The following is a 24,348-nucleotide window of genomic DNA, read 5'->3' as shown; positions in this document are numbered from 1 at the left end:
GCGGGGCATTTCGGGTCGAATCGTCGGCTCGGATCAGCCGCGCGCGCGGCGGCGGCCACGCCCGCCCGAGGCGGCCGCTGCGGCCGAGGCTTCGGCAAAGCTCGCGCCGTCCTTCATCGCCTCCAGCACCTTCGCCAGCTTGATCCATTCCATGCCGTTCGCGTCGTGATCCATCAGCAGGTTGGCGGCGCGGATCGCCTCCATTTCCTGCGCGCGCACCGGGTTCATGATGGCCGAGGTCATCCCCGCGCCGATCGCCATCGGCAGGAAGGCGGCGTTGATGCCGTGGCGGCCCGGTAGCCCGAAGGAAATGTTCGAAGCGCCGCAGGTGGTGTTGACGCCCAGCTCGGTGCGCAGGCGCTGGACCAGCGTGAAGACCTGGCGCCCGGCGGTCGCCATCGCACCCACCGGCATCACCAGCGGATCGACCACGATGTCATGCGCGGGAATGCCGAAATCGGCGGCGCGCTGCACGATTTTCTTGGCCACTTCGAAACGCACGTCGGGGTCTTCCGAAATCCCGGTGTCGTCGTTCGAGATCGCCACCACCGGCACGTTGTATTTCTTGACCAGCGGCAGCACGCGCTCCAGACGCTCTTCCTCGCCGGTGACCGAATTCAGCAGCGGGCGACCCTCGGCGGCGGCAAGGCCCGCCTCAAGCGCGGCGGGCACCGAGCTGTCGATGCACAGCGGCACATCGGTGATGGCCTGCACGCGGGCGATCAGTTCGGCCATCAGCGGCGGCTCGACGAAATTGTTGTCGGCGTAACGCGGGTCTTCGGCCATCTTGTTCGAGAACACCGCGCCCGAGTTGATGTCCAGCACCGTAGCGCCGCAGATCACCTGCTCGAGCGCATCCTTTTCCACCGTCGAGAAATCGCCCATCTCCAGCTCGGCGGCGAGTTTCTTGCGCCCGGTCGGGTTGATGCGTTCGCCGATCACGCAGAAGGGCTCGTCAAAGCCGATCACGACGGTCTTGGTCTTGGACTCGATTACGGTGCGGGTCATGGTCAGCCTTTCAGGGTTTCGGCGATGAAGGTCGCGTTGGTTTTGATACCGCCGAGCGGGAAGAAATGCACGGCCTCGATCAGCGAGGCGGGATGCGCGGATTTGTAAGCGGCGATTTCCGACAAGAGGTCGGTCGGCTCGAAGGGCAGCAGCAGCTTGGTCACGTCGCGGGCGCGTTTCTGCAACACCTTGAGCGAGGGGCCCACGCCGCAGGCGATGGCGAATTTGACCAGCGTTTGCAGTTTCGCGGGGCCAGCGACGCCCAGATGGATCGGGATCGTCACGCCCGCTTCAGCCAGGCGCTCGGCCCAGGCGATGATCGGGCCGGCTTCAAAGGCGAATTGCGTCACGATCGCCATGTCGGCATCGGTACGCTCCGAGAATTTCTGTTTCCACAGGAGGGCTTCCATCACGTTCTTGTCGCCGCCCGCGGGGTCTATGTCGCGGTTGCCCTCGGGGTGGCCGGCGATGTGAAGGCGCGCAAAGCCGTTGAAGGCGCCGCTTTCGATCAGTTGCATCGAATTGTCGAGCTCGCCCGCCGGGGTTTTCACGCCGCCGCCCAGCAGGAGCGCCTGCTTCACATCGGCCTCGCCCTTGTAGCGCGTCACCCAGTCATTCAGCTGCGCCGCGTCGCGGATGATGCGCGCGGGGAAATGCGGCATCGGCTCGAACCCCTCAAGGCGCAGGCGCTTGGCGGTGGCGATCATCTCTTCGATCGGGGTGCCTTCGATATGGGCGATATAGACGCGCGTGCCCGCGGGCAGGATGTCGCCGAAGCGCTCGACGCCTGCGGCGGTGCGCGGCATCACCTCGATCGAGCAGCCCTCGACCAGGGCCGCAACCTGGCCGTTCACCGGCCCCGCATTTGCCTCGCGGCGAAAATTCACAAGCGCCATGTCTGTTCTCCGTCAGGCGGGCGGGGTCTGATCCCAGCCGTCATTGTCGATGAGCGCGCGCAGGCGCTCGGGGCCATAGTCGGAGAGAATTCGGTCGAGCATCGCCTGCGCCGCTTCGGCGTCCGGCCCGTCGATCTCGCCCGCGGGCGCCTTGCGCCATTCCGCGAGATAGGCGTCGCTGTCTTTCGCACCCACCTTCATCGCGCAGCGGTCGATCGCCTGTTCAAAGCGCTCGGGCAGGGGTTTCTTGACCCCGCGCCGACCTGCCCCCGCAATGATCTGGGCGGGGATGTCGCGCCAAAGAACCAGCGTGATCTGAGCCATCTCGAATCCTTTCCTTCCGCGCAGCATTGCGAAAAACACGACATTTCCGATGACGGATTTCGACATCTGGACGCGCTTGGGCGACGTCATGGGTGTTTCTATCCGGAGCGCGGCCTGCAGGCCACGCCCCGGGATCGGAAAAATCCGCAAGAACTTGATGAGCCGCGCTCAGGAAAGGCGGAGGGATCAGCCCCGGCCGCGATAGGGCGGCACGCCCTGTTCGGGGATCCAGACGCCCGCGGGCGCGGCGCCGGTCTGATAGAAGACGTCGATCGGGATGCCGCCGCGCGGATACCAGTAGCCGCCGATGCGCAGCCATTTCGGATCGAGAAACTCCACCAGCCGCTTGCCGATCGAGACGGTGCAGGCCTCGTGGAAGGCGCCGTGATTGCGGAACGAGCCGAGATAGAGCTTGAGCGCCTTGCTCTCGATCAGCCACTCGCCGGGGATGTAGTCGATCATCAGATGCGCGAAATCGGGCTGGCCGGTGATCGGGCAGAGCGAGGTGAACTCGGGCGCGGTGAAGCGCACGCAGTAATCGGTGCCGGCCTCGGGGTTGGGTACGCGTTCGAGCACGGCCTCCTCGGGCGAGGCGGGCAGGGCGGACGGACCGCCGAGCTGGGTGAGATGGCTGTAGATATCGCTCATGGCAGGCTCCGGATGCGGGCGGGACGGGCTGCGGCTCTGTAGCGCCGGGGCGTGGTTTTGTCACGCACGCAGCGCAGGGCGTGCGCGCGAGACTGTCACATTCGCGACACCTCGTCCCTTGAACCGGCGCGCCCGAGCCGCTACCTTGGGGGTAACTTGAAATCGGAGGGCGTATCATGGCGCCCAGGCGTCCACGGTCCGCGGGCGCGTTCCCGAAGAAAAAGGTAGAGCACCCCGCGACCAAACCCCGCGCCGAGCCGGGCGAGCTTTATGCTGCGCTCGATCTTGGCACCAACAGTTGCCGGATGCTGATCGCCCGACCGACGGGCAATCAGTTTCAGGTCGTGGACAGCTTTTCCAAGGCGGTCCAGCTTGGCCAGGGGCTTGAAGCCTCCGGGAGGCTTTCGCGCAGTTCAATGGCGCGCACCGTGCAGGCGCTGCAAATCTGTCGTCGCAAGATCGAGAGCCATGGCGTCAAGCGGATGCGGCTGGTCGCGACCGAGGCCTGCCGCCGTGCGGCCAACGCCAAGCAGTTTCTGCGCTACGTGCGCAAGGAAACCGGCCTGCCGCTGGAGATCATCCCGGCCGAGGAAGAGGCGCGGCTGGCGGTGATTTCCTGCGCCTCGCTGGTGTCGCCCAAGACCGAGCAGCTTCTGGTGGTGGACATCGGCGGCGGCTCGACCGAGCTGGTCTGGATCGACATTTCCGACGTGGCTCCGCCCGAACGCGCCCGCGCGATCCTCAAGCTCTCGGGCGGGTTCAACCAGCCTTTGGGCGAGGTGCCCGCCGCGCGCGTGCTCGACTGGATCTCGGTGCCGCTTGGCGTGGCGACGCTCAAGGATCAGTTTTCGGATGTCGAGGACGACGCCGCGCGCTTCGCGCTGATGAGCTGGTTCTTCGAGGAAAAGCTTGCCGATTTCTCGCCCTATGCCTCGGGCAGCCCGCAGGAGGGGTTTCAGGTGATCGGCACCTCGGGCACGGTGACGACGGTGGCGGCCTGCCATCTCGGGCTGCGCCGCTATGACCGCAACCGCGTCGACGGGCTGACGATGACCTCGGCGCAGATCGACGCGGTGATCCGCAGCTTCCTCGTGCTCGGCCCCGAAGGGCGGCGCACCGACCCGCGCATCGGGCGCGACCGGCATACGCTGATCATGTCGGGGGCGGCGATCCTGCAGGCGCTGATGCGGGTCTGGCCGACCGACCGGATGTCGATCGCCGATCGCGGCCTGCGCGAGGGGCTGCTATACGCACAGATGGCCGCCGATGGCGTGCTGGAAGAAATGGGACAAATCTGATGGCCAAGACCCCCACGGGCAAGAACACTTCCGGGCGCGGGCAGCGCGACCTGCGGGTGCGCGTGAAGACCGCGAAAGGGCGCAAGCTTTCCTCGACGCTCTGGCTGGAGCGGCAGCTAAACGACCCCTATGTGCAGCGCGCGAAAAAAGAGGGCTACCGCGGCCGCGCGGCCTACAAGATCCTCGAACTTGATGAGAAATACCGCTTCCTCGTGCCGGGCGCGCGGGTGGTGGACCTTGGTTGCGCGCCGGGCGGTTGGTGTCAGGTCGCGGTGAAGCGCGTCAATGCGTTGGGCGAGAAATCCGGCAAGAAGCGCGGCACCGTGCTGGGGGTCGACCTGCAAGAGGTCGATGCGATCGCCGGCGCCGAGATCCACCAGCTCGATTTCCTTGAGGATGACGCCGATGACAAGGTCAAGGCCTGGCTCGGCGGCAAGGCCGATGTGGTGATGTCGGACATGGCGGCGGCGGCTTCGGGCAACCAGCAGGTCGACCACCTGCGGATCATTACGCTGTGCGAACACGCCGCCTATTTCGCCTTCGACGTGCTCGAAGAGGGCGGTACTTTTGTCGCCAAGGTTCTGGCGGGCGGGGCCGAGCAGGAATTGCTTACCGTGCTCAAGAAGAACTTCGACAAGGTCGCCAATGTGAAGCCGCCCTCAAGCCGTCAGGACAGCTCGGAAAAATTCGTTGTCGCGCAGGGCTTCCGGGGCAAACGTCACGAGGACGAGTAACCGGACTGTCTCGATCCCGAGACAGTTTTGCGCGCGCGGCGGCTGAATTTCCTTGCTGGCGGGTCGAATCGGCCTAGTCTTTCCTGAACAGGCATCTGGAAGAGGGGAGGCTTTCGCATGCCGTCTCAAGGAGACGATACGCACCAGAGGGTCGGACGTGGCGGCCCGCGCAATCACGCCGAGATCGTGCGCGACGTGGTCGCCTCATCCTCGGCTGCGGGGCGTGCGGGCTTTGCCGCGAGCTGGCGCCGCTCGCTCATGCATCACAAGATCGACCCGGGCCAGAAGGGCCGTTCGGACCGGCTGAGCGCAGCAGAGATCCGCGCGCGCCGCGAAGCCTCGGGGCTGTTGCTCAAGATCGCGACGCCGGTGCTGGACCGGCTTGCGCGCGCGGCCTGCGACGCGGGCTGCACGGTGCTTTTGTCGGATGCGGGCGGGCTGATTTTGGATGAACGTGTGCGCGCGGGCGATCAGGTCGATTTTCACGCCTCGAACCTTGTGACCGGCTCGGATTGGTCCGAAGGCGCCGAAGGCACCAATGGCATCGGCACCTGCCTTGCCGAAGGGCGCCCCGTCACCGTCTGGCGCGATCAGCATTTCCGCGCGGGCAATATCGGGCTGACCTGCATGGGCGCGCCGGTGTTTGGTGCGAACGGCGATCTGGCAGGGGTGATCGACGTGTCCTCGGCGCGCTCGGATATGACCGAGGGCTATGCGAGCCTCGTGTCGCTGACGGTGCAGGACGCGGCGCAGCGGATCGAGGGCGACCTGTTCCGCGCCTCCTATCAGAGCGCGCGGATCCTCTCGACGGGCTCGGGCGAGAATGCGCCGCAGGGCGTGATGCTGCTGGCGCTGGATCGCGACGATCTGGTGGTCGGGGCGACACGGGCGGCGCGGCGCTATCTTGGCATCGAGGACAGCCAGATCGGCCGGCTGCCGGCAAATGACGTGATCGGGCAGGGGCCGCGCGGGGGCCTTGAAGAGGCGCAGCGCGCGGCGATGGCGCGGGCTCTGGCGCGCAATGGCGGCAATGTCTCGGCGGCGGCGCGCGATCTGGGCATTGCCCGTGCCACCTTCTATCGCAAGGCGAAGGCGCTGAACCTCGGGGTTTAGAGCGCCAGCACCAGCCCCAGGCCAAGCGCCGACACGAACACCCAGGCCAGCGCCCCGAGGATCAGCGGGCGCAGGCCCTTCAGCCGCAATTGCCCAAGGTCGATTTCGAGCCCCATCGCGGCCAGCGCCGTGGTCAGGAAAAAGCTTGCCGTGGTCGCGATCAGCGGCTGCAGGCTGTCGGGCAGGGCGCCGGTCGAGTTGATCGCCACCGCCGCGACAAAGCCCAGCACAAAGAGCGGCATCGGCGCGCGCCCGGCTTCGGCGCCGCGACGGCGGGCGAAGGCGCCAAGGCTCAGGATCAGCGGTGCCAACATCATCACCCGGCTCAGCTTGGCGACGGTCCCGGCCTGTCCGGCGATGTCGCTCTTGGCGAAGGCCGCGCCGATCACCTGCGCCACCTCGTGGATGCTTGCCCCCGCCCAGAGGCCAAGCTGCGTGTCGCTCATCTGCAGGGCGCTGGCCAGCAAGGGAAACCCCAGCATCGAAAGGGTGCCGAACACGGTCACGCAGGCGATCGCATAGGCGACATCGGCGTCGCGCGCCCGCGTCACCGTGTTTACCGCCAAGACCGCCGAGGCGCCGCACACCGCGCTTCCCGCCGCGATCAGCTCGGCCAGGCGCGCCTCCACGCCCAAAAGCCGCCCCGCCGCCTTGGTAAAGACAAAGGTGCCGATCAGAACCGCCACGATCACCGCAAGGCCGGGGCCGCCGACCTCGGCCACCTGCGTGAATGTCAGCCGGAACCCCAAAAGCACAATCCCCGCGCGCAGCACCGGGCGCAGGGCGAAGGCGATGCCGGGGCCGAAGGCGGGGGCGACACCGCGCGTGTTGCGCAGCGCGATCCCGGCCAGCATCGCCAGAACCATCGGGCTGAGCGCGCCGATCCCCGAGGCGCGCTGCACCGCCATCGCCGCCATCGCGATCAACGCGGCAAGGCCGAGCCCCGGCAAAAGGCGCGGCATCAGGGGAAGGGCGGGAGCGCGAAGCGTCAGGCGAGTCATGGCAAATCCGGGGTTTTAACTGCGCCCAGTATCGCGGTGACGGCATCATTCGGTCCAACTCAATATTCTTGCCAGATTAATCGAAAAATGTGATGAATAACCATGACCCTCGATCAGTTGCGCATCTTTCTTGCCGTTGCCGAGCGGCGCCATGTCACCCGTGCGGCGCAGGCGCTGGGACTGACGCAATCCGCGGTCTCGGCGGCGATCGCGGCGCTGGAGGCGCAACATGGCGTGCGGCTCTTCGATCGCGTCGGGCGCGGCATCGAGCTGAGCGAGGAGGGGCGCAGTTTCGTGCCCGCCGCGCGTGCGGTGTTGGCACAGGCCGAGACGGCGCGGCTCCTGTTGCAGGATCTGGCGCAGCAGACGCGCGGATCGTTGCGCATCTTCGCCAGCCAGTCGGTGGCGAGTTATTGGCTGCCCGCGCGGCTGGTCGCGCTGCGCGAACGCCATCCGGGCATCGAGGTTACGCTGAACGTCGGCAACAGCCGGCAGGCGGCGGCCGCGGTACAAGAGGGGGCGGCGGATCTTGGGTTTGTCGAGGGCGAGCTGCCGCCAAGCGCGCTGCGTCAGCAGGTGGTGGCGCGCGACGAACTGGTTCTGATCATGGGTACATCTCACCCGCTTGCTAAACATCCGGGCTTCGGCGCCAGCGAGTATCGCGCGCTGCGCTGGGTGATGCGCGAGCCGGGCTCGGGGACGCGCTCGGTGTTCGAGGCGCATCTGGCGGGGCTCGGGCTGCGGCCTGCCGATCTGGAGGTGGTGCTGGAGCTGCCCTCGAACGAGGCGGTGATCGCGGCGGTGGCGGGCAGCGGCGCGGCGGCGATGATCTCGGGGCGCGCGGTGGGGCCGGGCCGGGTGCCGGGGCTCGCGGTGCGCGCGGTCGACTGGGGGCCACGGCCCTCGCGCCCTTTCGCCGTGCTCAGCCACCCCGAGCGCCACCGCACCCGCGCCGTCGCGGCGATGCTCGCGATCATGGATGAGATGCGCGACCCCGCCCGCGCGGGAGAAGCCTGAAAACCCCCGGTTTCTGCGTCTGCACCTGTCTCGCTGCTGAGACAGATGCGCCGGGATAAGACCTTGGTCGAACTATGCAGGCGCGTTTTCCTCCCGCAGTCTCTGGCTATCTGGCGCCGAGGAGGGTGCCGCAGCTTTGAAAACCTGGGAGGACAACATGGCCAATGACATGGCACCTGAATTCAAGGGCGTGATGGTTTCGCCGTTCCGCGAGCGTTACGACAACTTCATCGGCGGCAAATTCGTGCCCCCGTCGAGCGGCAAGTATTTCGACAACATCACCCCGATCACCGGCGGCAAGGTCTGCGAAGTCGCGCATTCGAACGAAGCCGATATCGAGCTGGCGCTGGACGCGGCGCATGCGGCGAAAGACGCCTGGGGCAACACCTCGCCCGCCGCGCGTTCGAACATCCTGCTGAAGATCGCTGACCGCCTCGAGGAAAACCTCGACCTGCTGGCGGCCGCTGAAACCTGGGACAACGGCAAGCCGATCCGCGAAACCACGGCCGCCGACATCCCGCTCGCGATCGACCATTTCCGCTACTTCGCCGGTGTCCTGCGCTCGCAGGAAGGCACGATGTCGGAAATCGACGCCGATACCGTCGCCTACCACTTCCACGAGCCGCTGGGCGTCGTCGGCCAGATCATCCCGTGGAACTTCTCGATCCTGATGGCGGCCTGGAAACTGGCGCCAGCTCTGGCTGCGGGCAACTGCATCGTGATGAAGCCCGCCGAGCAGACCCCGGCCGCGATCCTCGTGCTGATGGAAGTCATCGCCGACCTGCTGCCGCCGGGTGTGCTGAACATCGTCAACGGCTTCGGTGGCGAGGTTGGCTCGGCTCTGGCGCGCAGCCCGCGCATCGCCAAGATCGCCTTCACCGGCTCGACCGCGACCGGCCGCAAGATCATGCAGGCCGCGACCGAGAACCTGATCCCGGTGACGCTGGAACTGGGCGGCAAATCGCCGAACATCTTCTTCTCGGACGTGATGGCAAAAGATGACGCCTTCCTCGACAAGGCGATCGAAGGCTTCGTTCTGTTCGCCTTCAACCAGGGCGAGGTCTGCACCTGCCCGTCGCGTGCGCTGATCCAGGAAGATATCTACGAAGCCTTCATCGAGCGCGCCATCGCTCGCGTTAACGCCATCAAGCAAGGCGACCCGCGCCTGATGGAAACCATGGTCGGTGCGCAGGCCTCGAAGATGCAGCATGACAAGATCATGTCCTACCTGACCATCGGCCGCGAAGAAGGCGCCGAGGTTCTGGCGGGCGGTGATGCGGCGCGCTTCAACGGCGACATCGCGAACGGCTATTACATCCAGCCGACGATCCTCAAGGGCCACAACAAGATGCGTGTGTTCCAGGAAGAGATCTTTGGCCCGGTGGTGTCGGTCACGACCTTCAAGGACGAAGCCGAGGCGCTCGAGATCGCCAACGACACGCTCTATGGCCTCGGTGCCGGCGTGTGGTCGCGCGATGCGAACACCTGCTACCGCTTCGGTCGCAACATTCAGGCCGGTCGTGTCTGGGTCAACAACTACCACGCCTATCCGGCGCATGCGGCCTTCGGTGGCTACAAGCAGTCGGGTATCGGCCGCGAGACCCACAAGATGATGCTGGACCACTACCAGCAGACCAAGAACATCCTGATGAGCTACAACCCCAACAAGCTCGGGTTCTTCTGATCCTCCCGGGGGTTTCCCCGGCCCTCGGCCGCCTCCCTCCCTCTCTCTCAGGGAGGCGGCCAATTTTTCCTGCCCTTGGCTTTGTGCGAGGCTCGGGGTTGGAAAACAAAAGAAAACGGGGCCGCGAGGCCCCGTTTTTTCATGTCGCTAAAGGGTGGGATTACTTGCCGCGCCGGAAGGCCGAAGGGGTCTTGCCGGTCTTGTGCTGGAAGGCGCGGGCGAAATAGGCCGCCGAGGCAAAGCCCAGCGTTTCCGCGATCTGCTTGATCGGGGCGCGGGTTTCCGACAAGAGCCTGCGCGCTTCGTAAAGGCGGCGTTCCTGCAACAGCTCCGAGGCGCCCCGGCCACAGCTCTGGCGGCAGACGCGGGTCAGATGCGTGGGCGTCACGCCCAGTTCGGCGGCGAAATCGGCCACGCCATGCCCCGAGCGGAAATCGCGTTCGAGCAGTGCGGTATAGCGCGCGACAAGGCGTTTCGAAGCATTCAGCCGCGGCGGTTCGGCCGGGGTCAGCTCGACCTGGCGTTCGAGCCAGACGCCCAGCAGCCCGAGGTAATGGCGCGCGGCGCGTTCCGAGCCGGGCCGGTCGCTCAGCAACTCGCGATGGACCGCGTCGATGGTCGAGGTCAGCTCGGACTGGATATGGGATTCGCGGATGCGCAGGTGATGCGTCGAATGCGGCAGCGTCAGGTCAGTGCCGCGACCGAAATAGACGATCACGCCATGGGTCTGCGGGCCGACCTCGAAGCCGTGCATCACGCCCGGCGGGATGAAGATCGCGTTGTTGGGCCCGTAGCCGCGGGTCACACCGTTGATGGTGATCCGGCCTTGGCCGCGGGTGAACCAGATCAGGCAGGGCTCGGAGAGCGAGCGCATCGCCTCGGCGCGCCAGCGTCCGGCCTGCGCAAGGCGTTGCAGTTGCAAGATCCGCACCGCGCTCGGCGTCTCGGGGATCAGCGTGCCGGTTTTCGCGGGCTGCGCGGCGGTGGCGCCAGCGGCCCCGCTTTGCGGTTTCGCGAATTGCGACAGGGGCGGAGAATTGAACAGTTTCACGGCGGGCCACGCGAGTTCAGGGGCTTTCGGACCGCCTGAGAATATGCCGCGAACCTCTTATTTCCCAACAAAAATTCAGGATCGCTGAAAAATCCCGCCGGGCTCTAGTCAGGGACACGCGATCTTGTGCCAGAGCCCCATTCTGCTACGAGACCATGTGCGCTGACGCTTGGCATATTGGCGCGTGATCGCCTGCGCGCGGGCAATTGCGGCCTCGAGCGGCAGCTTTCCTTGCAGAAATGCAACAAGTTCCGGCGCGCCATGCGCCTTCGCCCAGAGCGCGCCCGAATCCCAGAACGGCAGCACCGCGCGCACCTCGTCGATCGCGCCTTGGTCGATCATCGCCTCGAAACGGCGGTCGATCCGGTTGGCCAGCCAGTCGCGTCCGGCGGCCAGAACCAGCGGCGTGCAGGCCCCGAGCGGCAGGAGCGGGGGCGGCGTGTCGTCTTGCCACTCGGTCAGTCCCCGGCCGGTCGCGCGCTGCACCTCCCAGGCGCGCTGGACGCGCACCGGGTTCAGCGGATCGACCCTCGCGGCGGTCGCGGCGTCAAGCTCGGCCAGAAGCGCCGCATGGCCGTCACGCGCGACGCGGGCGTCGGCCTCGGCGCGGATTTCGGGCGGGGTCGCGGGGATCTCGGCCAGCCCCTCGGTCAGCGCGGCGAAGTAAAGCCCGGTGCCGCCGACGATGATCGGGCGCGGCCCGCCCGCGCGATGGGCGGCGAGGATCGGCGCGACCTCGCGCAGCCAATGGCCGACGGAATAGTCTTCGCCCGGCGCCTTGTGGCCGTAAAGCAGGTGCGGCGCCTGCGATTCTTCTTCGACCGAGGGCCGCGCCGAAAGCAGACGCCAGCACGACCAGACCTGCAGCGCATCGGCATTGACCACCACGCCGCCCTGATCGCGCGCGATTTCCAGCGCCAGTGCGGATTTGCCGCTGGCGGTGGATCCGGCGATCAGCACCGGCAAATTCGGGTCGATTTCAGGCAATTTGCCTTGCATCACAGGCCTTCCGGGCGCGCCCGCGCCTCGGCGGGGCGCGGATGACGCGCTTTGCCTGTCGCGGGCGGTTGAACACGGGCGCCATTTGGGACATTTTGCGCCCTGATGACAACCGGAAAGGGCCTCGCCGATGAGCACCGAAAAAGAAGAGATCACCAGATACAAACGGGTGCTGCTGAAGATCTCGGGCGAGGCGCTGATGGGGGATCAGGGCTATGGGCTCAACCCGCCGACGGTGGCGCGGATCGCGCGCGAGGTGAAATCGGTCCATGATCTCGGCGTCGAGATCTGCATGGTGATCGGCGGCGGCAATATCTTTCGCGGGCTGGCGGGCTCGGCGCAGGGGATGGAGCGCACCACGGCCGATTACATGGGGATGCTCGCCACGGTGATGAACGCGCTTGGCATGCAGGCGCAGCTCGAGGCGCTGGGGCTGCACACCCGCGTGATCTCGGCGATCCCGATGGATCAGGTCTGCGAGCCCTACATCCGCCGCCGCGCCGTGCGCCACCTTGAGAAAAAGCGGATCTGCATCTTTGCCGCGGGCACTGGCAACCCCTATTTCACCACCGACACCGCCGCCACGCTGCGCGCCAACGAGATGAACTGCGAGGCGATCTTCAAGGGCACCAAGGTCGATGGCGTCTATGACAAGGACCCGAAGAAGCACGACGACGCCAAGCGCTACGATGTCGTCAGCTACGACGAGGTGCTGCAGAAGAACCTCGGCGTGATGGACGCCTCGGCGATTGCGCTCGCGCGTGACAACAACCTGCCGATCATCGTGTTCTCGCTCGACGAGCCGGGCGGGTTCCGCGGCATCCTCGCGGGGCAGGGCACCTTCACCAAGGTGCAGGGCTAAAGCTATCTTTCCGGCCGGACCTGGGCTAGAACCGGGAAAAGCCGCTTCAACGAAAACGGAAGAATAACATGTCCGACGATATCGAGATTGACCTGGATGACCTTGAGCGCCGCATGGATGGCGCGATGACGGCGCTGAAACACGAATTCGGCTCGCTGCGCACCGGGCGCGCCTCGGCTTCGATGGTCGAGCCGATCATGGTCGATGCCTATGGCTCGCTCGTGCCGGTGAACCAGGTCGGCACGATCAACGTGCCCGAGCCGCGGATGGTGACGATCAATGTCTGGGACAAGGGCATGATCAACAAGGTGGAAAAGGCGATCCGCGAGTCCGGTCTGGGGATCAACCCGCAGACCAACGGCCCGATCATCATGCTGCCGATCCCTGAGCTGAACGAGGAGCGCCGCAAGGAGCTGACCAAGGTCGCCGCGCAATATGCCGAGCATGCCCGCGTCGCGATCCGCAACGTGCGCCGCGATGGCATGGACCAGATCAAGAAGGCCAAGGCGAACGGCATGTCGGAAGACGATGTGAAGCTGTGGGAATCCGAGGTCGAGGATCTGACCAAGAAGCACATCGGCGTCGTCGACAAGGCGCTTGAGGCCAAGCAAGCCGAGATCATGCAGGTCTGACCCGCGCGGTCCGGCGGGGGGATGCCGATGGCTCTGAGCGACCCAGACACACCCGGTGATCGTCCCGAGGGCGCCGAGGCCGATTATGGCGTCCGCCATGTCGCGATTATCATGGATGGCAATGGCCGCTGGGCCACCAATCGCGGCTGGCCGCGGCTGGCCGGCCATCGCCGTGGCGCCGAGCGGATCAAGGAGATCGTCCGGGTCGCCCCCGAGTTCGGCATCCGCTACCTGACCGTCTACGCCTTTTCGACCGAGAACTGGAAACGCTCCACCGAAGAGGTTCTGGGGCTGATGGGGCTTTTCGCGCGCTATATCGAGCGCGAGGCCGATGCGCTCTCGGCGCAGGGCGTGCGGCTGCGTTTTATCGGTCATCGCGGGCGGCTCGATGCCAAGCTCAAGCGGCTGATGGCCGGGATCGAGGAGCGCACCGCGGGCAACTCGCGTCTCGTGCTGACGATCGCGATCAATTACGGCGGGCGCGATGAGATCGCGCGGGCGGCGGCGCAGCTGGCGCGCGATTACGCGGCGGGGCTCGTGCCCGAAGAGGCGCTTGATGAGCTGTCCTTCGCGGCGCGGCTCGATACCGCCGGGCTGCCCGACCCCGATCTGGTGATCCGCACCAGCGGAGAGACCCGCACCTCGAATTTCCTGCCCTGGCAGGCCGCCTATTCGGAATATGAATTCACCCCGACGCTCTGGCCCGATTTTTCGCCGGGCGAGCTGGTGGAGATCCTGCGCCGTTTCGGCGGGCGCGAGCGCCGTTTTGGAGGAACCAAGTGATGAGCCAGAACGGTGCGGCGGCCTCGGGCCGATGGGGAGACCTGCGAGCGCGGACGCTGTCGGGGATTGCGATGCTGGTGGTCGGGATCGGTGCGATCTGGGCGGGCGGCATGGTGTTCGCGGCGCTGGCGGTGGTGGTGACCGGGCTGATGATCTGGGAACTGGCGCGGATGACCGATCCGGGGCAGGGGCTGCGCGCGCAGCTTCTGGGGCTGTTGGCGGCTTTGGCGCTGGCGGCGGTTCTGGCGCTGCATTCGCCCTTCGCGCTTGGCGCGCTGGTGGTGCCGCCGGTGGCGCTGGCGCTGACGCAGCGGCGGGATCGGGCGCTGGTGCTGTTCTATGGCCTGGCGGTGATGCTCGCGGGGTATGGGCTGGTCGCGCTGCGCGACGGCTTGGGCGTCGAAGTGATCGCCTGGATCGTTGCCGTGGTGGTGATGTCGGATGTCGCGGGCTATTTCGCGGGCCGGGTGCTGGGCGGGCCGAAATTCTGGCCGCGCGTCAGCCCGAAAAAGACCTGGTCGGGCACGATCGCGGGCTGGGTCGGCGCGGCTCTGGTGGGCTTTGCCTTTGCGGGCGCGGATGGCGGCTGGGCGCTGGTGGCGCTGTCGCCCTTCGTGGCCTTTGCCGGGCAGATGGGCGACATTGTCGAAAGCGCGATCAAGCGCCATGTCGGCATCAAGGACAGCTCGAACCTGATCCCGGGGCACGGAGGGGTGCTCGATCGTTTTGACGCGCTGATCGGTGCGGTGCTGGTGGTGCTGCTGATCGCGCAGATCGCGCCTTTGCCCTTTGCCGGAGGCTGAGCGATGCGCCGCATTTCCGTCTTTGGATCGACCGGCTCGATCGGCGTCAACACGCTTGATCTCCTGACCCGTGAGGGCGGGGCCGAGGCGTTCCAGATCGTCGCGCTGAGCGGCGGGCGCAATGTGGACCTTTTGGCCTCGCAGGCGCGCGCGCTGCGCGCCGAGCTGGCCGTCACGGCTTACCCCGAACAACTGCCCGCCCTGCGCGCGGCCTTGCATGGCTCGGGCGTTGAGGCGGCGGCGGGGCCTGAGGCGCTGCTTGAGGCGGCAGACCGCCCGGCAGACTGGATCATGTCGGCGATCGTGGGCGCGGCGGGGCTGGCGCCCGGGTTTCGCGCGCTGCGCCACGGCACCCGGCTGGCGCTGGCGAACAAGGAGAGCCTGGTCACCGCGGGGCCCTTGCTTCTGGCCGAGGCACAGCGCCACGGCGCCACGATCCTGCCCGTCGACAGCGAACATTCGGCGGTGTTTCAGGCGCTTGTCGGCGAGGACATGGACGCGGTCGAGCGCATCATCATCACCGCCTCGGGCGGCGCGTTTCGCGACTGGCCGCTGGAGCGGCTCGCGCAGGCGACCGTGGCCGAGGCCTCCAGCCACCCGAACTGGGCGATGGGCCAGCGCATCACCATCGACAGCGCCTCGATGTTCAACAAGGCGCTCGAAGTGATCGAGACGCGCGAATTTTTCGGCATCGCACCCGAGCGGATCGAGGTGCTGGTGCATCCGCAATCCATCGTGCACGCGCTGGTGGGGTTCAACGACGGGGCGCTGATGGCGCATCTGGGCGCGCCCGACATGCGCCACGCGATCGGCTATGCGCTGAACTGGCCCGAGCGGCGCGATCTGCCGGTGGCGCGGCTCGATCTTGCGCAGATCGGCAGCCTTGAGTTTCGCGCCCCCGATCTGGCGCGTTTCCCCGCGCTGCGGCTCGCGCGCGAGGTGATGGCGATCGGCGGGCTGGCCGGGGCGGTGTTCAACGCCGCGAAAGAGGCCGCGCTCGATCAGTTCATCGCCGGGCGCATCGGTTTTCTCGACATGGCGGCCTTGGTCGAGCGGGTGCTCGCGGAAATGTCAGGACGCCACGGTCTTGGAAATGTCGCATTAAGCCTTGATAACGTTCTCTCCGCGGATGCCGAGGCCCGGCGTCTGGCTTTTGAAATGACCCATAACTGAGGACGCGCCCTTGGAATTTCTCGGCGGCTTCGCAGACCTGCTTTACACGATCGTCAGCTTCGTGATCGCGCTTTCGGTGATCGTGACGGTGCATGAATATGGCCATTACATCATCGGGCGGATTTCCGGGATCAAGGCCGAGGTGTTCAGCCTCGGCTTCGGCCCCAAGCTGATCAGCCGCGTCGACAAGCAGGGCACGCGCTGGCAGATCGCGGCGATTCCGCTGGGCGGTTACGTGAAATTCCTGGGCGATGCGAATGCGGCCTCGGCGGGGGTGGACGAGGGCGCGATGGCGGTGCTTTCACCCGAGGAACGCCGCCACACCATGCATGGCGCGCCGCTCTGGGCGCGCGCGGCGACGGTTGCGGCGGGGCCTGTGTTCAATTTCATCCTCTCGATCCTGGTGATCGCGGGTCTGATGATGTGGTCGGGCACGCCGACCGAGAAACCCGCCATCGCCACGCTGATCGAGCTGCCCGAAGGCACGGGCGATCTGCGTCCGGGCGACCAGATCATCGCGATCGAGGGGCAGGAGACCCCCGATTACGACACGATCAACACGCTGGTCGAAAAGCTGCCCTCGCAGCCGACCCTGACCTGGCGCATCGAGCGTGACGGAGTGTCGCAGGAGATCACCGGGCCGCAGCTCTTCCCGCCGGTTCTGGTGGGGGTTGCGCCGAGTTCAGCGGCCTATGACGCGGGTATCCTGCCCGATGACGTGATCGTCTCGATCGACGGCGCGCCGATCTGGCGCTTTGCCGATCTGCAGGCGGCGGTGCGCGCGGCCGAAGGAAAGCCGCTCGCGCTGGAAATCTGGAGCCCGTCAAGCGGCGAGACGCGCCCCGTCACGCTGTCCGCGCGGCGCACCGATCTGCCGGTGGGTGATGGCGTTTTTGAGACGCGCTGGCTGATCGGGGCCAATGGCGGCTTCGTGTTCGAGCCCGAGACCCGCCCGACGGCGATTTCCGACGCGCTGATTGGCGGCGTGCGCCAGACCTGGGGCATCGTCGCGCAGTCGATCTCGGGGCTCAAGGCCATGATCCTGAAACAGATTTCGAGCTGCAACCTGTCGGGCGCGCTGCGCATCGCGGAAAGCTCGGCGGCGGCGGCCAAGGGGGGCATGCCCGATTTCATCTGGTTCATCGCGGTGCTTTCGACGGCGGTCGGCTTCCTCAATCTGCTGCCGATCCCGGTGCTCGATGGCGGCCATCTGATGTTCCACCTCTGGGAGGGGATCACCGGCAAGCCGCCCTCGGACAAGGTGCTGAACGCGCTGATGGCGATGGGGTTGAGCCTGGTGCTGACGCTGATGCTGTTCGGGCTCTGGAACGACCTGTTCTGCTGACCGGTTTTGCCAAAAACCTGCCCCATTTCAGCCATATTGCGCGACTAGCCTGCACGGTGAGCAGGAGGGTTTGTCATGCATGTTGTTTCGGAAAGCTATCGTGGCCTGTCGGTGGTCTTCGAGGTCTCGCTTGACCGTATTGTGGTGCCGGTCGCAACGGTGGTCGCGCTGGTCGGCGCGGGCATGCTGGGTTTGCACCTGATCGAGATGTTCGGCATGGACCCGCACCTGATCGACCGCCTCTGACTTCGCAACGATCGGTACGTTTTTGCCACGCGCGCCCCCCTCGGGGCGCGTTCGCGTTTTGACAAGACTGGCCTTTCCCGATACTCAATCAGGGACATTTGATTAAGGCCATCTGGGGAGAGGGCGATGACGGATTGGGGGCTTCGGGCAAAGCGCTCGGGCAAAGCGCGTGCTCTTGCGACGAGCGCATTGGTTTTCCTTGCAGTTGCAATGACTTCGCCGGATATGGCGATGGCGCAGAACTACCAGTTCAGCCAGCTCAAGATCGAAGGGAACGAGCGTATCGAACCCGCAACGATCATCAAATACGCGGGAATCGGTCGGAATGAGGCGCTCTCGGCGGGCGGGCTCAACGACGCTTACCAGCGGCTTCAGGCCTCGGGCCTGTTCGAGTCGGTCGAGCTGGTGCCCCAGGGCTCGACGCTGGTGATCCGCGTGCAGGAATATCCCACGGTCTCGATCGTCAATTTCGAAGGCAACAAGAAGCTCAAGGACGATTTCCTGGCCGGGATCGTTCAGACCCAGTCGCGCCGCGTCTATTCCCCCGCGACCGTCGAGGCTGATGCCGCGCGCATCGTCGAGGCCTATGCCCAGGGCGGGCGCATGGCGGCGCGTGTCGATCCCAAGATCATCCGCCGCGACGGCAACCGCGTTGACGTGGCCTTTGAGATCAAGGAAGGCAAGGTCACCGAAGTCGAGCGCGTCTCGTTCACCGGCAACCGCGCCTATTCGGACCGCCGTCTGCGCCGCGAGTTGTCGACGAAACAGGCGGGCCTGCTGCGCGCCTTCATCCAGTCCGACACCTATATCGCCGAGCGCGTCGAGCTGGACCGTCAGATGCTGACCGAGTTCTACCGCTCGCGCGGCTATGTCGATGCGCAGGTCACCGGGGTTTCCTCGGAACTGGCCAATGCGCGCGACGGCGTGTTCATGACCTTTAACATCCGCGAAGGCCAGCAGTTCCGCTTTGGCAACATCACCACGATTTCGACCGTGCCCGAGCTGGATGCGGCCGAATTCGACAAGCTCGCCAAGATTCGCACCGGGGCGACCTATTCGCCGGTGGCCGTGGATTATGCCGTGACCCGGATGGAAGAGCTCGCGCTGCGCAAGGGCGCCGATTTCATCCGCGTCGAGCCGCGCGTCACCCGTAACGACCGCGATCAGACGCTCGATATCGAGTTCGCTATCACCAAGGGCCCGCGCGTCTTTGTCGAGCGCATCGACATCGAGGGCAACAACACCACGCTGGACAAGGTGATCCGTCGTCAGTTCCGCGCGGTCGAAGGGGACCCCTTCAACCCGCGTGAAATCCGCGCCTCGGCGGAGCGTATCCGCGCGCTCGGCCTGTTCTCTTCGGCTGATGTGAACACGCGTCCGGGTTCGGCCTCCGATCAGGTCGTGGTCGATGTGAACGTCGCTGAGCAGCCCACCGGCTCGCTCGCCTTCGGCGCCTCTTACGGGGTGGAATCGGGCATCGGCTTCAACATCAACTACCAGGAATCGAACTTCCTGGGCCGCGGGCAGTATATCAGCCTGTCCTTCGGGTCGGGCACGGACACCAAGAACTACGGCTTTACCTTCGTCGAGCCCTCGTTCCTCGATCGCAACCTGCGTGCGGGCCTCAAGACCTGGTACCGTACCTCGGAATATTCGAACGCGGATTACAACACCAAGGCGGCGGGCATCACGCCCTCGCTGGAATTCCCGATTTCGGACAATGGCCGGCTTGGCCTGCGCTACACGCTTGAACGTGACACGCTGACCGATGTTGATGACGATTCCTCGCAGCTTCTGAAAGACGAGGCGATGATCGAGGATGGCTCGCTCTGGAAATCCTCGATCGGCTACTCCTACACCTATGATACCCGGACCACCGGGCTCGATCCGCGCTTTGGCTGGTATTTCGAATTCGGCCAGGATTTCTACGGAATCGGCGGCGATTATCAGGGTATCAAGACCACCGCGCTCCTGCGCGCGCAGCGCAAGATCATGCAGGAAGAGGTTACGCTGCGTTTTGACCTCGAAGGCGGCGCGATCCATTCCTTCGGTGATTATGACACCCGCATCCTTGAACGCTTCCGCAGCTCGGGGATCATGCGCGGCTTTGAATCGAACGGCTTCGGTCCGCGCGACATGGATGTCGCCAACGAGGACGCGCTTGGCGGTCTGTATTACGCGGTGGCGCGTGCCGAGGCGGAATTCCCGCTGGGTCTGCCCTCGGAATACAACCTCGCTGGCGCGGTCTTTGCCGATGTCGGCTCGCTCTGGGGTCTTGAGAACACCGATGGCGGGCGGATCGACGACGGTCTGAACCTGCGCGCGGTGGTGGGGGCCTCGGTGCTCTGGAACTCGCCGATCGGGCCGCTGCGCCTCGATTTCACCAAGGCGCTCAAGAAAGAAGACTACGACCGCGAGCAGAACTTCGACCTGACGGTTTCGACCCGGTTCTGATCATGGCAAGCCCGATGCGTCTCGCACTGGTTCTGGCGGTGGGCCTTGGCCTGCTGGCGGGGCCGGGCGGGGTCGCGGCGCAGGAGCAAGCCGCGCCGCGGGCCACGCAGCAGATCCTCACGCTCGACTGGGACCGGCTTTACGAGGGCTCGACCTGGGGCAAGCGCGTGGTGCGCGACGTGGCCGAGGCCTCGCGTGCGCTCAACACCGAAAACAACCGCATCGCCGACGCGCTGGTCGCCGAGGAGCGCGCGCTGACCGAACAACGCGCGACGATGGAACTGGCGGCGTTTCGGGCCGCGGCCGAGGCGTTCGACAAGCGCGCGACCGAGATCCGCGCGGCGCAGAAGGCCAAGGCGCAGGCGTTGCAGGCGCGGCTTGATCAGGAACGCGGCGCCTTCATTCAGGCGACACTGCCGATCCTTGATGAATTGCTTGTCGCGCGCGGGGCGGCGATTGTGCTGGACCGCCGGGTCATCATTCGCGGGCTCGCCGATCTGGATGTGACCGCCGAGCTGGTGCGCCTCGTTGACGAGAGGGTGGGCGACGGCGCCGGGGTGGTCTCGGAGGATGCCGCGCGGGAGACGAGCGCGCCCACGGAGGCCCCGATGCCTGTGCCCGAACCGACCAGCCCCGCCGAGGCGACCCCCGATCCGGCGCCCCAGAACTAACCGGGCCTCGGCAAAGGGCGCCGAGCGCCTTGCCATAGCCCCCCCCGATTGCTAGCAAGTTTCGAGCAGAGCGGTGCGTTTCCGACCCGCGCAGCCCCTCGCAGCCAAGGAGCCAAGATGTCCGAGAAACCCGTTCCCGCGCCCCATACGAATGCCGATCTGGACCTGATCAAACAGATCATCCCGCATCGCTACCCGTTCCTGATGATCGACAAGGTGCGCGACATCGTCCCGAACGAGACCGCCGTCGGCATCAAGATGGTCACCTGCAACGAACCTCATTTCGAAGGCCATTTCCCCTCGAAGCCGATCATGCCGGGTGTGCTGATCGTCGAGGCGCTGGCGCAGACCGCCGCCGTTCTGGTGGGCGTTTCGATGGATGTGATCGGCAAGGAGCTGCTGACCTATTTCATGGGCATCGACAAGGCCAAGTTCCGCCGCATGGTGGTTCCGGGCGATTGCCTCGAACTGCATGTGAAAGCGCTGCGCGGCGGCGGCAAGATCTGGAAATTCGAGGGTATCGCCAAGGTCGATGGTGAAATGGCGGCCTCGGCCGAGTTCACCGCGATGATGGACCTCAAGGGCTGAGGACGGAATGGAGACGCGCATTCACCCCTCGGCGGTGATCGAACCCGGCGCCAAGATCGGCCCGGGCTGCGAGATCGGCCCGTTTTGCCACATCGGCCCCGAGGTTACGCTCGGCGCGGGCGTGGTGCTGAAATCCCATGTCGTGATCGCGGGCGAGACCGAGATCGGCGACGAGACCACGGTGTTTCCCTTCGCCTCGCTGGGCCAAATCCCGCAGGACCTGAAGTTCAAGGGCGAAAAGACCCGGCTGATCATCGGCAAGCGCAACCGGATCCGCGAATATGTCACGATGAACGCCGGCACCGAGGGCGGTGGCGGCGTCACGCGGGTCGGCGATGACGGGCTGTTCATGGCCAATTGCCACGTCGCCCATGACGCGCAGATCGGGGACCGGGTGATCCTGGTGAACTCGGTCGCGGTCGCGGGGCATTGCGTTCTGGAGGACGACGTGATCGTCGGCGGGCTCTCGGGGGTGCACCAATGGGTGCGCATCGGGCGCGGCGCGATCATCGGCGCGCTCTCGATGGTGACGGCCGATGTGATCCCGCATGCGCTGGTTGCGGGGCCGCGCGCGGGGCTTGAAGGGCTGAACCTTGTCGGGCTCAAGCGTCGCGGCACGCCGCGCGCCGATATCAGCGCGCTGCGCGAGCTGTACATGGCGCTCTCCGAGGGCAATTTCCGCGAACAGGCGCGCAAGCTGTCCGAGGACGGCCCCGACAGCGATCTGGCGCGCGAGGTGCTCGATTTCATCCTCGGTCCCTCGGACCGCTCGTTCCTGACGCCGCGATGACGGATCGGCCCGATACCGCCCTGATCGCGGGGATGGGCGCCTTGCCGGCGCTTCTGGCCGCCGCGCGCCCCAACATGCTGATCTGCGAGATGGAGGGGTTTCCCGCCTCGGTGCCGGGCGCCGAGACGCTGAAATTCCGGGTCGAGCGGCTGGTGCCCTTCCTCGATCATCTCGTCGATGGCGGGGTGAAGCAGGTGGTGTTTGCGGGTGCCATGCGCCGCCCGCGGCTGGAGCCTGAGCTGTTCGACCCGCGCACCGCAAGCCTCGTGCCGCGGCTCCTGGGGGCGATGCAGGCGGGGGACGATGAAACCCTGCGCGCGGTGATCGAGCTGTTTGAGGAATGGGGCCTCGAGGTCGTCGGCGCCGATCAGATCGCACCCGATCTGGTGCCCGGCGCAGGGATTCTGACCGGGGCGCCCTCCGAGGCGGATCGCCACGACGCTGCGCGCGCAGCATCCATCGTGGCAGCCCTTGGTGCGGTCGATGTGGGGCAGGGTGCGGTTGTCGCGCAAGGCCTTTGTATCGCGACCGAATCTTTGCCCGGAACCGACGAAATGCTGCGCTTCGCTGCGCAGCATAAATCGCTGCGCCCTGACCCGGAGGGCGCGCGCGGCGTGTTCTACAAGGCGCCGAAACCGGGTCAGGACCGGCGTATCGACCTGCCTGCGATCGGGCCGCAAACGGTTGAAAATGCCGCTGCAGCCGGGCTTGCCGGCATCGTCTGGGAGGCGGACGGGGTGCTGTTGCTTGATCGCGCCGCGACCGTTTCTGCGGCCGAACATCACGGGCTTTTCCTGTGGGCGCGCGAACCATGAAGCTTTTCCTGATCGCGGGCGAGGCCTCGGGCGACAAGCTCGGCGCGGCCTTGATGGAGGGGCTCGAAAGCCTCGCGCCCGGGGTCGAGTTTGCGGGCATCGGCGGCCCCGGCATGGAGGCGCGGGGGCTCTCCAGCCTGTTCGCGATGGAAGAGCTCTCGGTCATGGGGATCTGGGAGATCTTGCCGAAATACCGTGCGCTCAAGGCGCGCATCGCCGAGACCGCCGAGGCGGTTCTGGCCTCGGGGGCCGAGGCGCTGATCACCATCGACAGCCCTGATTTCTGCCTGCGCGTGGCGCGGCTCGTGCGCGCGGCGCGCCCCGATTTCAAGGTGATCCATTACGTGGCGCCCTCCGTCTGGGCCTGGCGTCCGGGCCGCGCGGCGAAGATGGCCGAAGTGGTCGATCACGTGCTGGCGCTCTTGCCCTTCGAGCCGCCCTATATGGAGGCCGCGGGGATGAGCTGTGATTTCGTCGGCCATCCGGTGGTGGCGGAACCGCGCGCCAGCGCCGCCGAGGTCGCGGCCTTTCGCGAGACCCATATGATTGCGCCCGACCAGCCGTTGGCGCTCTGCCTGCCGGGGTCGCGGCGCGGTGAGGTCAAGCGCCTCGGTCCGCGTTTCGACGAGGCGCTGATGCGCCTGCGCGACCGCGAGCCGGGGCTGCGCGTGGTGCTGCCGACGGTGCGCGGCGTGTCCGGGCTGGTGCGCGAGATGACGGCGCGCTGGCCGGTCGCGCCGATCGTGGTCGAGGACGCCGCCGACAAGCGCGCGGCCTTTGGCGCCGCCGATATCGCGCTGGCGGCCTCGGGGACGGTGAGCCTTGAGCTGGCCGCCTCGCGCACGCCGATGGTGATCGGCTACGACATGGCGCCGCTGACGCGGATGATGATCGGCTGGATGCTCAAGATCGACACGGTGACGCTGGTCAATCTGGTCAGTGACACCCGCGCCGTGCCCGAGTTTTTGGGTCGGGCCTGCGATCCGGGGCCGATGGCGGCTGCGTTGCTGGAGCTGATCGAGAACCCGGAGGCGCGCGCGGTGCAATTTGCTGCGATGGAGCGCACGATGGAGCTTTTGGGCGAGGGCGGCGAGGCGCCGGGTCTGCGCGCGGCGCGCTCGGTTCTGGCGTTTCTGGAGCGCAAGGGATGAGGCGCGCGCTGGTTCTGGCGCTGTGCTGGGGCGGGGCGGCTTTGGCCGATCCGCTCCCCGAGCAACTCGCGGCGGGGCAGGCGGCGTATCAGGCCAAATGCCAGCGTTGCCATCGCACGCCCGAGCCACTCTTGCGCGCCACCGCCGAGCTGTCGCCCGAGGAAAAGGCTGCGCATTTCGAGGCGGTTTTGGCGACGCATCACAGCCCCGGCCCCGAGGCCGCAGCCGCCATTGCCGCCTGGCTCGCCAGCCTTTGATCGCG

General features: G+C 66.3%; 26 protein-coding genes. 19 read left to right on the top strand and 7 right to left on the bottom strand.

What is annotated here, in order from left to right; genetic code table 11:
- Positions 1 to 33: 33 nt before the first annotated feature.
- From CLN94_RS11695 to queF, 4 genes are all read right to left on the bottom strand, one after another.
- Positions 34 to 1,008 carry a methyltetrahydrofolate cobalamin methyltransferase gene (locus CLN94_RS11695; protein WP_096434133.1) on the bottom strand — a complete coding sequence of 325 codons (975 nt, stop codon included), beginning with the start codon at positions 1,006 to 1,008 and terminating at the stop codon, positions 34 to 36.
- Positions 1,009 to 1,010: 2 nt separating this feature from the next.
- Entirely contained in the window at positions 1,011 to 1,904 is an 894-nt protein-coding gene (locus tag CLN94_RS11690; protein WP_096434132.1) for a methylenetetrahydrofolate reductase, read from the bottom strand.
- A gap of 12 nt (positions 1,905 to 1,916) precedes the next feature.
- Positions 1,917 to 2,228 carry a virulence factor gene (locus tag CLN94_RS11685; RefSeq protein WP_096434250.1) on the bottom strand — a complete coding sequence of 104 codons (312 nt, stop codon included), beginning with the start codon at positions 2,226 to 2,228 and terminating at the stop codon, positions 1,917 to 1,919.
- 186 nt (positions 2,229 to 2,414) lie between these two features.
- Positions 2,415 to 2,876 (bottom strand): preQ(1) synthase, encoded by a 462-nt coding sequence (queF, locus tag CLN94_RS11680; protein WP_096434131.1) that lies wholly within the window; start codon positions 2,874 to 2,876, stop codon positions 2,415 to 2,417.
- A gap of 176 nt (positions 2,877 to 3,052) precedes the next feature.
- On the opposite strand from queF, the gene CLN94_RS11675 reads away from it, so the two are divergent.
- The 3 genes from CLN94_RS11675 (at position 3,053) to CLN94_RS11665 (ending at position 6,021) form a co-directional block, all read left to right on the top strand.
- Positions 3,053 to 4,174, top strand: coding sequence for a Ppx/GppA phosphatase family protein (locus CLN94_RS11675; protein ID WP_096434130.1), 1,122 nt, complete (start codon positions 3,053 to 3,055; stop codon positions 4,172 to 4,174).
- Positions 4,174 to 4,908 (top strand): RlmE family RNA methyltransferase, encoded by a 735-nt coding sequence (locus CLN94_RS11670; protein ID WP_096434129.1) that lies wholly within the window; start codon positions 4,174 to 4,176, stop codon positions 4,906 to 4,908. The genes CLN94_RS11675 and CLN94_RS11670 overlap by 1 nt, the downstream gene beginning before the upstream one ends.
- A gap of 117 nt (positions 4,909 to 5,025) precedes the next feature.
- Positions 5,026 to 6,021 (top strand): GAF domain-containing protein, encoded by a 996-nt coding sequence (locus CLN94_RS11665; RefSeq protein WP_096434128.1) that lies wholly within the window; start codon positions 5,026 to 5,028, stop codon positions 6,019 to 6,021.
- On the opposite strand, the gene CLN94_RS11660 is transcribed toward CLN94_RS11665, so the two are convergent.
- Complete coding sequence (locus CLN94_RS11660; protein WP_096434127.1) at positions 6,018 to 7,022, bottom strand: YeiH family protein; 1,005 nt, start codon at positions 7,020 to 7,022, stop codon at positions 6,018 to 6,020. The genes CLN94_RS11665 and CLN94_RS11660 overlap by 4 nt on opposite strands.
- A gap of 102 nt (positions 7,023 to 7,124) precedes the next feature.
- On the opposite strand from CLN94_RS11660, the gene CLN94_RS11655 reads away from it, so the two are divergent.
- Together CLN94_RS11655 and adh are read left to right on the top strand one after the other, a co-directional pair.
- Positions 7,125 to 8,039, top strand: coding sequence for a LysR substrate-binding domain-containing protein (locus tag CLN94_RS11655; protein WP_096434126.1), 915 nt, complete (start codon positions 7,125 to 7,127; stop codon positions 8,037 to 8,039).
- A gap of 157 nt (positions 8,040 to 8,196) precedes the next feature.
- A complete protein-coding gene (adh, locus tag CLN94_RS11650) occupies positions 8,197 to 9,723 on the top strand; it encodes an aldehyde dehydrogenase (RefSeq protein WP_179300304.1) in 1,527 nt (508 codons plus the stop codon).
- Positions 9,724 to 9,883: 160 nt separating this feature from the next.
- On the opposite strand, the gene CLN94_RS11645 is transcribed toward adh, so the two are convergent.
- Both CLN94_RS11645 and miaA read right to left on the bottom strand, forming a co-directional pair.
- The gene (locus CLN94_RS11645) at positions 9,884 to 10,774 is read right to left on the bottom strand and encodes a helix-turn-helix domain-containing protein (protein ID WP_245845218.1); all 891 of its coding nucleotides are present in this window, start codon (positions 10,772 to 10,774) and stop codon (positions 9,884 to 9,886) included.
- Between the two features lie 108 nt (positions 10,775 to 10,882).
- The gene (gene miaA / locus CLN94_RS11640) at positions 10,883 to 11,773 is read right to left on the bottom strand and encodes a tRNA (adenosine(37)-N6)-dimethylallyltransferase MiaA (RefSeq protein WP_096434125.1); all 891 of its coding nucleotides are present in this window, start codon (positions 11,771 to 11,773) and stop codon (positions 10,883 to 10,885) included.
- 130 nt (positions 11,774 to 11,903) lie between these two features.
- Here miaA and pyrH point away from each other — a divergent pair, with 130 nt between their 5' ends.
- The 14 genes from pyrH to CLN94_RS11575 all read left to right on the top strand — a co-directional run bounded on the left by pyrH (position 11,904) and on the right by CLN94_RS11575 (position 24,343).
- The gene (gene pyrH, locus CLN94_RS11635) at positions 11,904 to 12,635 is read left to right on the top strand and encodes a UMP kinase (protein WP_096434124.1); all 732 of its coding nucleotides are present in this window, start codon (positions 11,904 to 11,906) and stop codon (positions 12,633 to 12,635) included.
- A gap of 68 nt (positions 12,636 to 12,703) precedes the next feature.
- Positions 12,704 to 13,267 carry a ribosome recycling factor gene (gene frr / locus CLN94_RS11630; RefSeq protein WP_096434123.1) on the top strand — a complete coding sequence of 188 codons (564 nt, stop codon included), beginning with the start codon at positions 12,704 to 12,706 and terminating at the stop codon, positions 13,265 to 13,267.
- Positions 13,268 to 13,294: 27 nt separating this feature from the next.
- A complete protein-coding gene (uppS, locus tag CLN94_RS11625; RefSeq protein WP_281253553.1) occupies positions 13,295 to 14,050 on the top strand; it encodes a polyprenyl diphosphate synthase in 756 nt (251 codons plus the stop codon).
- Entirely contained in the window at positions 14,050 to 14,853 is an 804-nt protein-coding gene (locus CLN94_RS11620) for a phosphatidate cytidylyltransferase (protein WP_096434121.1), read from the top strand. Before uppS ends, CLN94_RS11620 begins: the two co-directional genes overlap by 1 nt.
- Before the next feature lie 3 nt (positions 14,854 to 14,856).
- The gene (gene dxr / locus CLN94_RS11615; protein WP_096434120.1) at positions 14,857 to 16,026 is read left to right on the top strand and encodes a 1-deoxy-D-xylulose-5-phosphate reductoisomerase; all 1,170 of its coding nucleotides are present in this window, start codon (positions 14,857 to 14,859) and stop codon (positions 16,024 to 16,026) included.
- 10 nt (positions 16,027 to 16,036) lie between these two features.
- Positions 16,037 to 17,371 (top strand): RIP metalloprotease RseP, encoded by a 1,335-nt coding sequence (gene rseP / locus CLN94_RS11610; protein ID WP_096434119.1) that lies wholly within the window; start codon positions 16,037 to 16,039, stop codon positions 17,369 to 17,371.
- A 75-nt stretch (positions 17,372 to 17,446) separates the two neighbouring features.
- A complete protein-coding gene (locus tag CLN94_RS14015; RefSeq protein ID WP_179300303.1) occupies positions 17,447 to 17,617 on the top strand; it encodes a hypothetical protein in 171 nt (56 codons plus the stop codon).
- Between the two features lie 210 nt (positions 17,618 to 17,827).
- Entirely contained in the window at positions 17,828 to 20,071 is a 2,244-nt protein-coding gene (bamA, locus tag CLN94_RS11605) for an outer membrane protein assembly factor BamA (protein ID WP_245845216.1), read from the top strand.
- A gap of 14 nt (positions 20,072 to 20,085) precedes the next feature.
- Entirely contained in the window at positions 20,086 to 20,742 is a 657-nt protein-coding gene (locus CLN94_RS11600) for an OmpH family outer membrane protein (protein ID WP_179300302.1), read from the top strand.
- A 117-nt stretch (positions 20,743 to 20,859) separates the two neighbouring features.
- Positions 20,860 to 21,330, top strand: a complete 471-nt coding sequence (fabZ, locus tag CLN94_RS11595) for a 3-hydroxyacyl-ACP dehydratase FabZ (RefSeq protein ID WP_096434116.1) — start codon at positions 20,860 to 20,862, stop codon at positions 21,328 to 21,330.
- Between the two features lie 7 nt (positions 21,331 to 21,337).
- The gene (gene lpxA / locus CLN94_RS11590) at positions 21,338 to 22,120 is read left to right on the top strand and encodes an acyl-ACP--UDP-N-acetylglucosamine O-acyltransferase (protein ID WP_096434115.1); all 783 of its coding nucleotides are present in this window, start codon (positions 21,338 to 21,340) and stop codon (positions 22,118 to 22,120) included.
- On the top strand, positions 22,117 to 22,935 hold the full coding sequence (locus CLN94_RS11585; RefSeq protein WP_096434114.1) for an LpxI family protein: 819 nt from the start codon (positions 22,117 to 22,119) through the stop codon (positions 22,933 to 22,935). The genes lpxA and CLN94_RS11585 overlap by 4 nt, the downstream gene beginning before the upstream one ends.
- Positions 22,932 to 24,086: a lipid-A-disaccharide synthase gene (gene lpxB, locus CLN94_RS11580; RefSeq protein ID WP_096434113.1), complete on the top strand. Its 1,155-nt coding sequence runs from the start codon at positions 22,932 to 22,934 to the stop codon at positions 24,084 to 24,086. The genes CLN94_RS11585 and lpxB overlap by 4 nt, the downstream gene beginning before the upstream one ends.
- Entirely contained in the window at positions 24,083 to 24,343 is a 261-nt protein-coding gene (locus CLN94_RS11575; protein ID WP_096434112.1) for a hypothetical protein, read from the top strand. The genes lpxB and CLN94_RS11575 overlap by 4 nt, the downstream gene beginning before the upstream one ends.
- Positions 24,344 to 24,348: the final 5 nt, after the last annotated feature.

This window comes from Pseudothioclava arenosa (genome assembly GCF_002358085.1).
GTDB classification, from domain to species: Bacteria; Pseudomonadota; Alphaproteobacteria; order Rhodobacterales; family Rhodobacteraceae; genus Pseudothioclava; species Pseudothioclava arenosa.
This window is presented reverse-complemented; position numbering and strand designations above follow the sequence as displayed.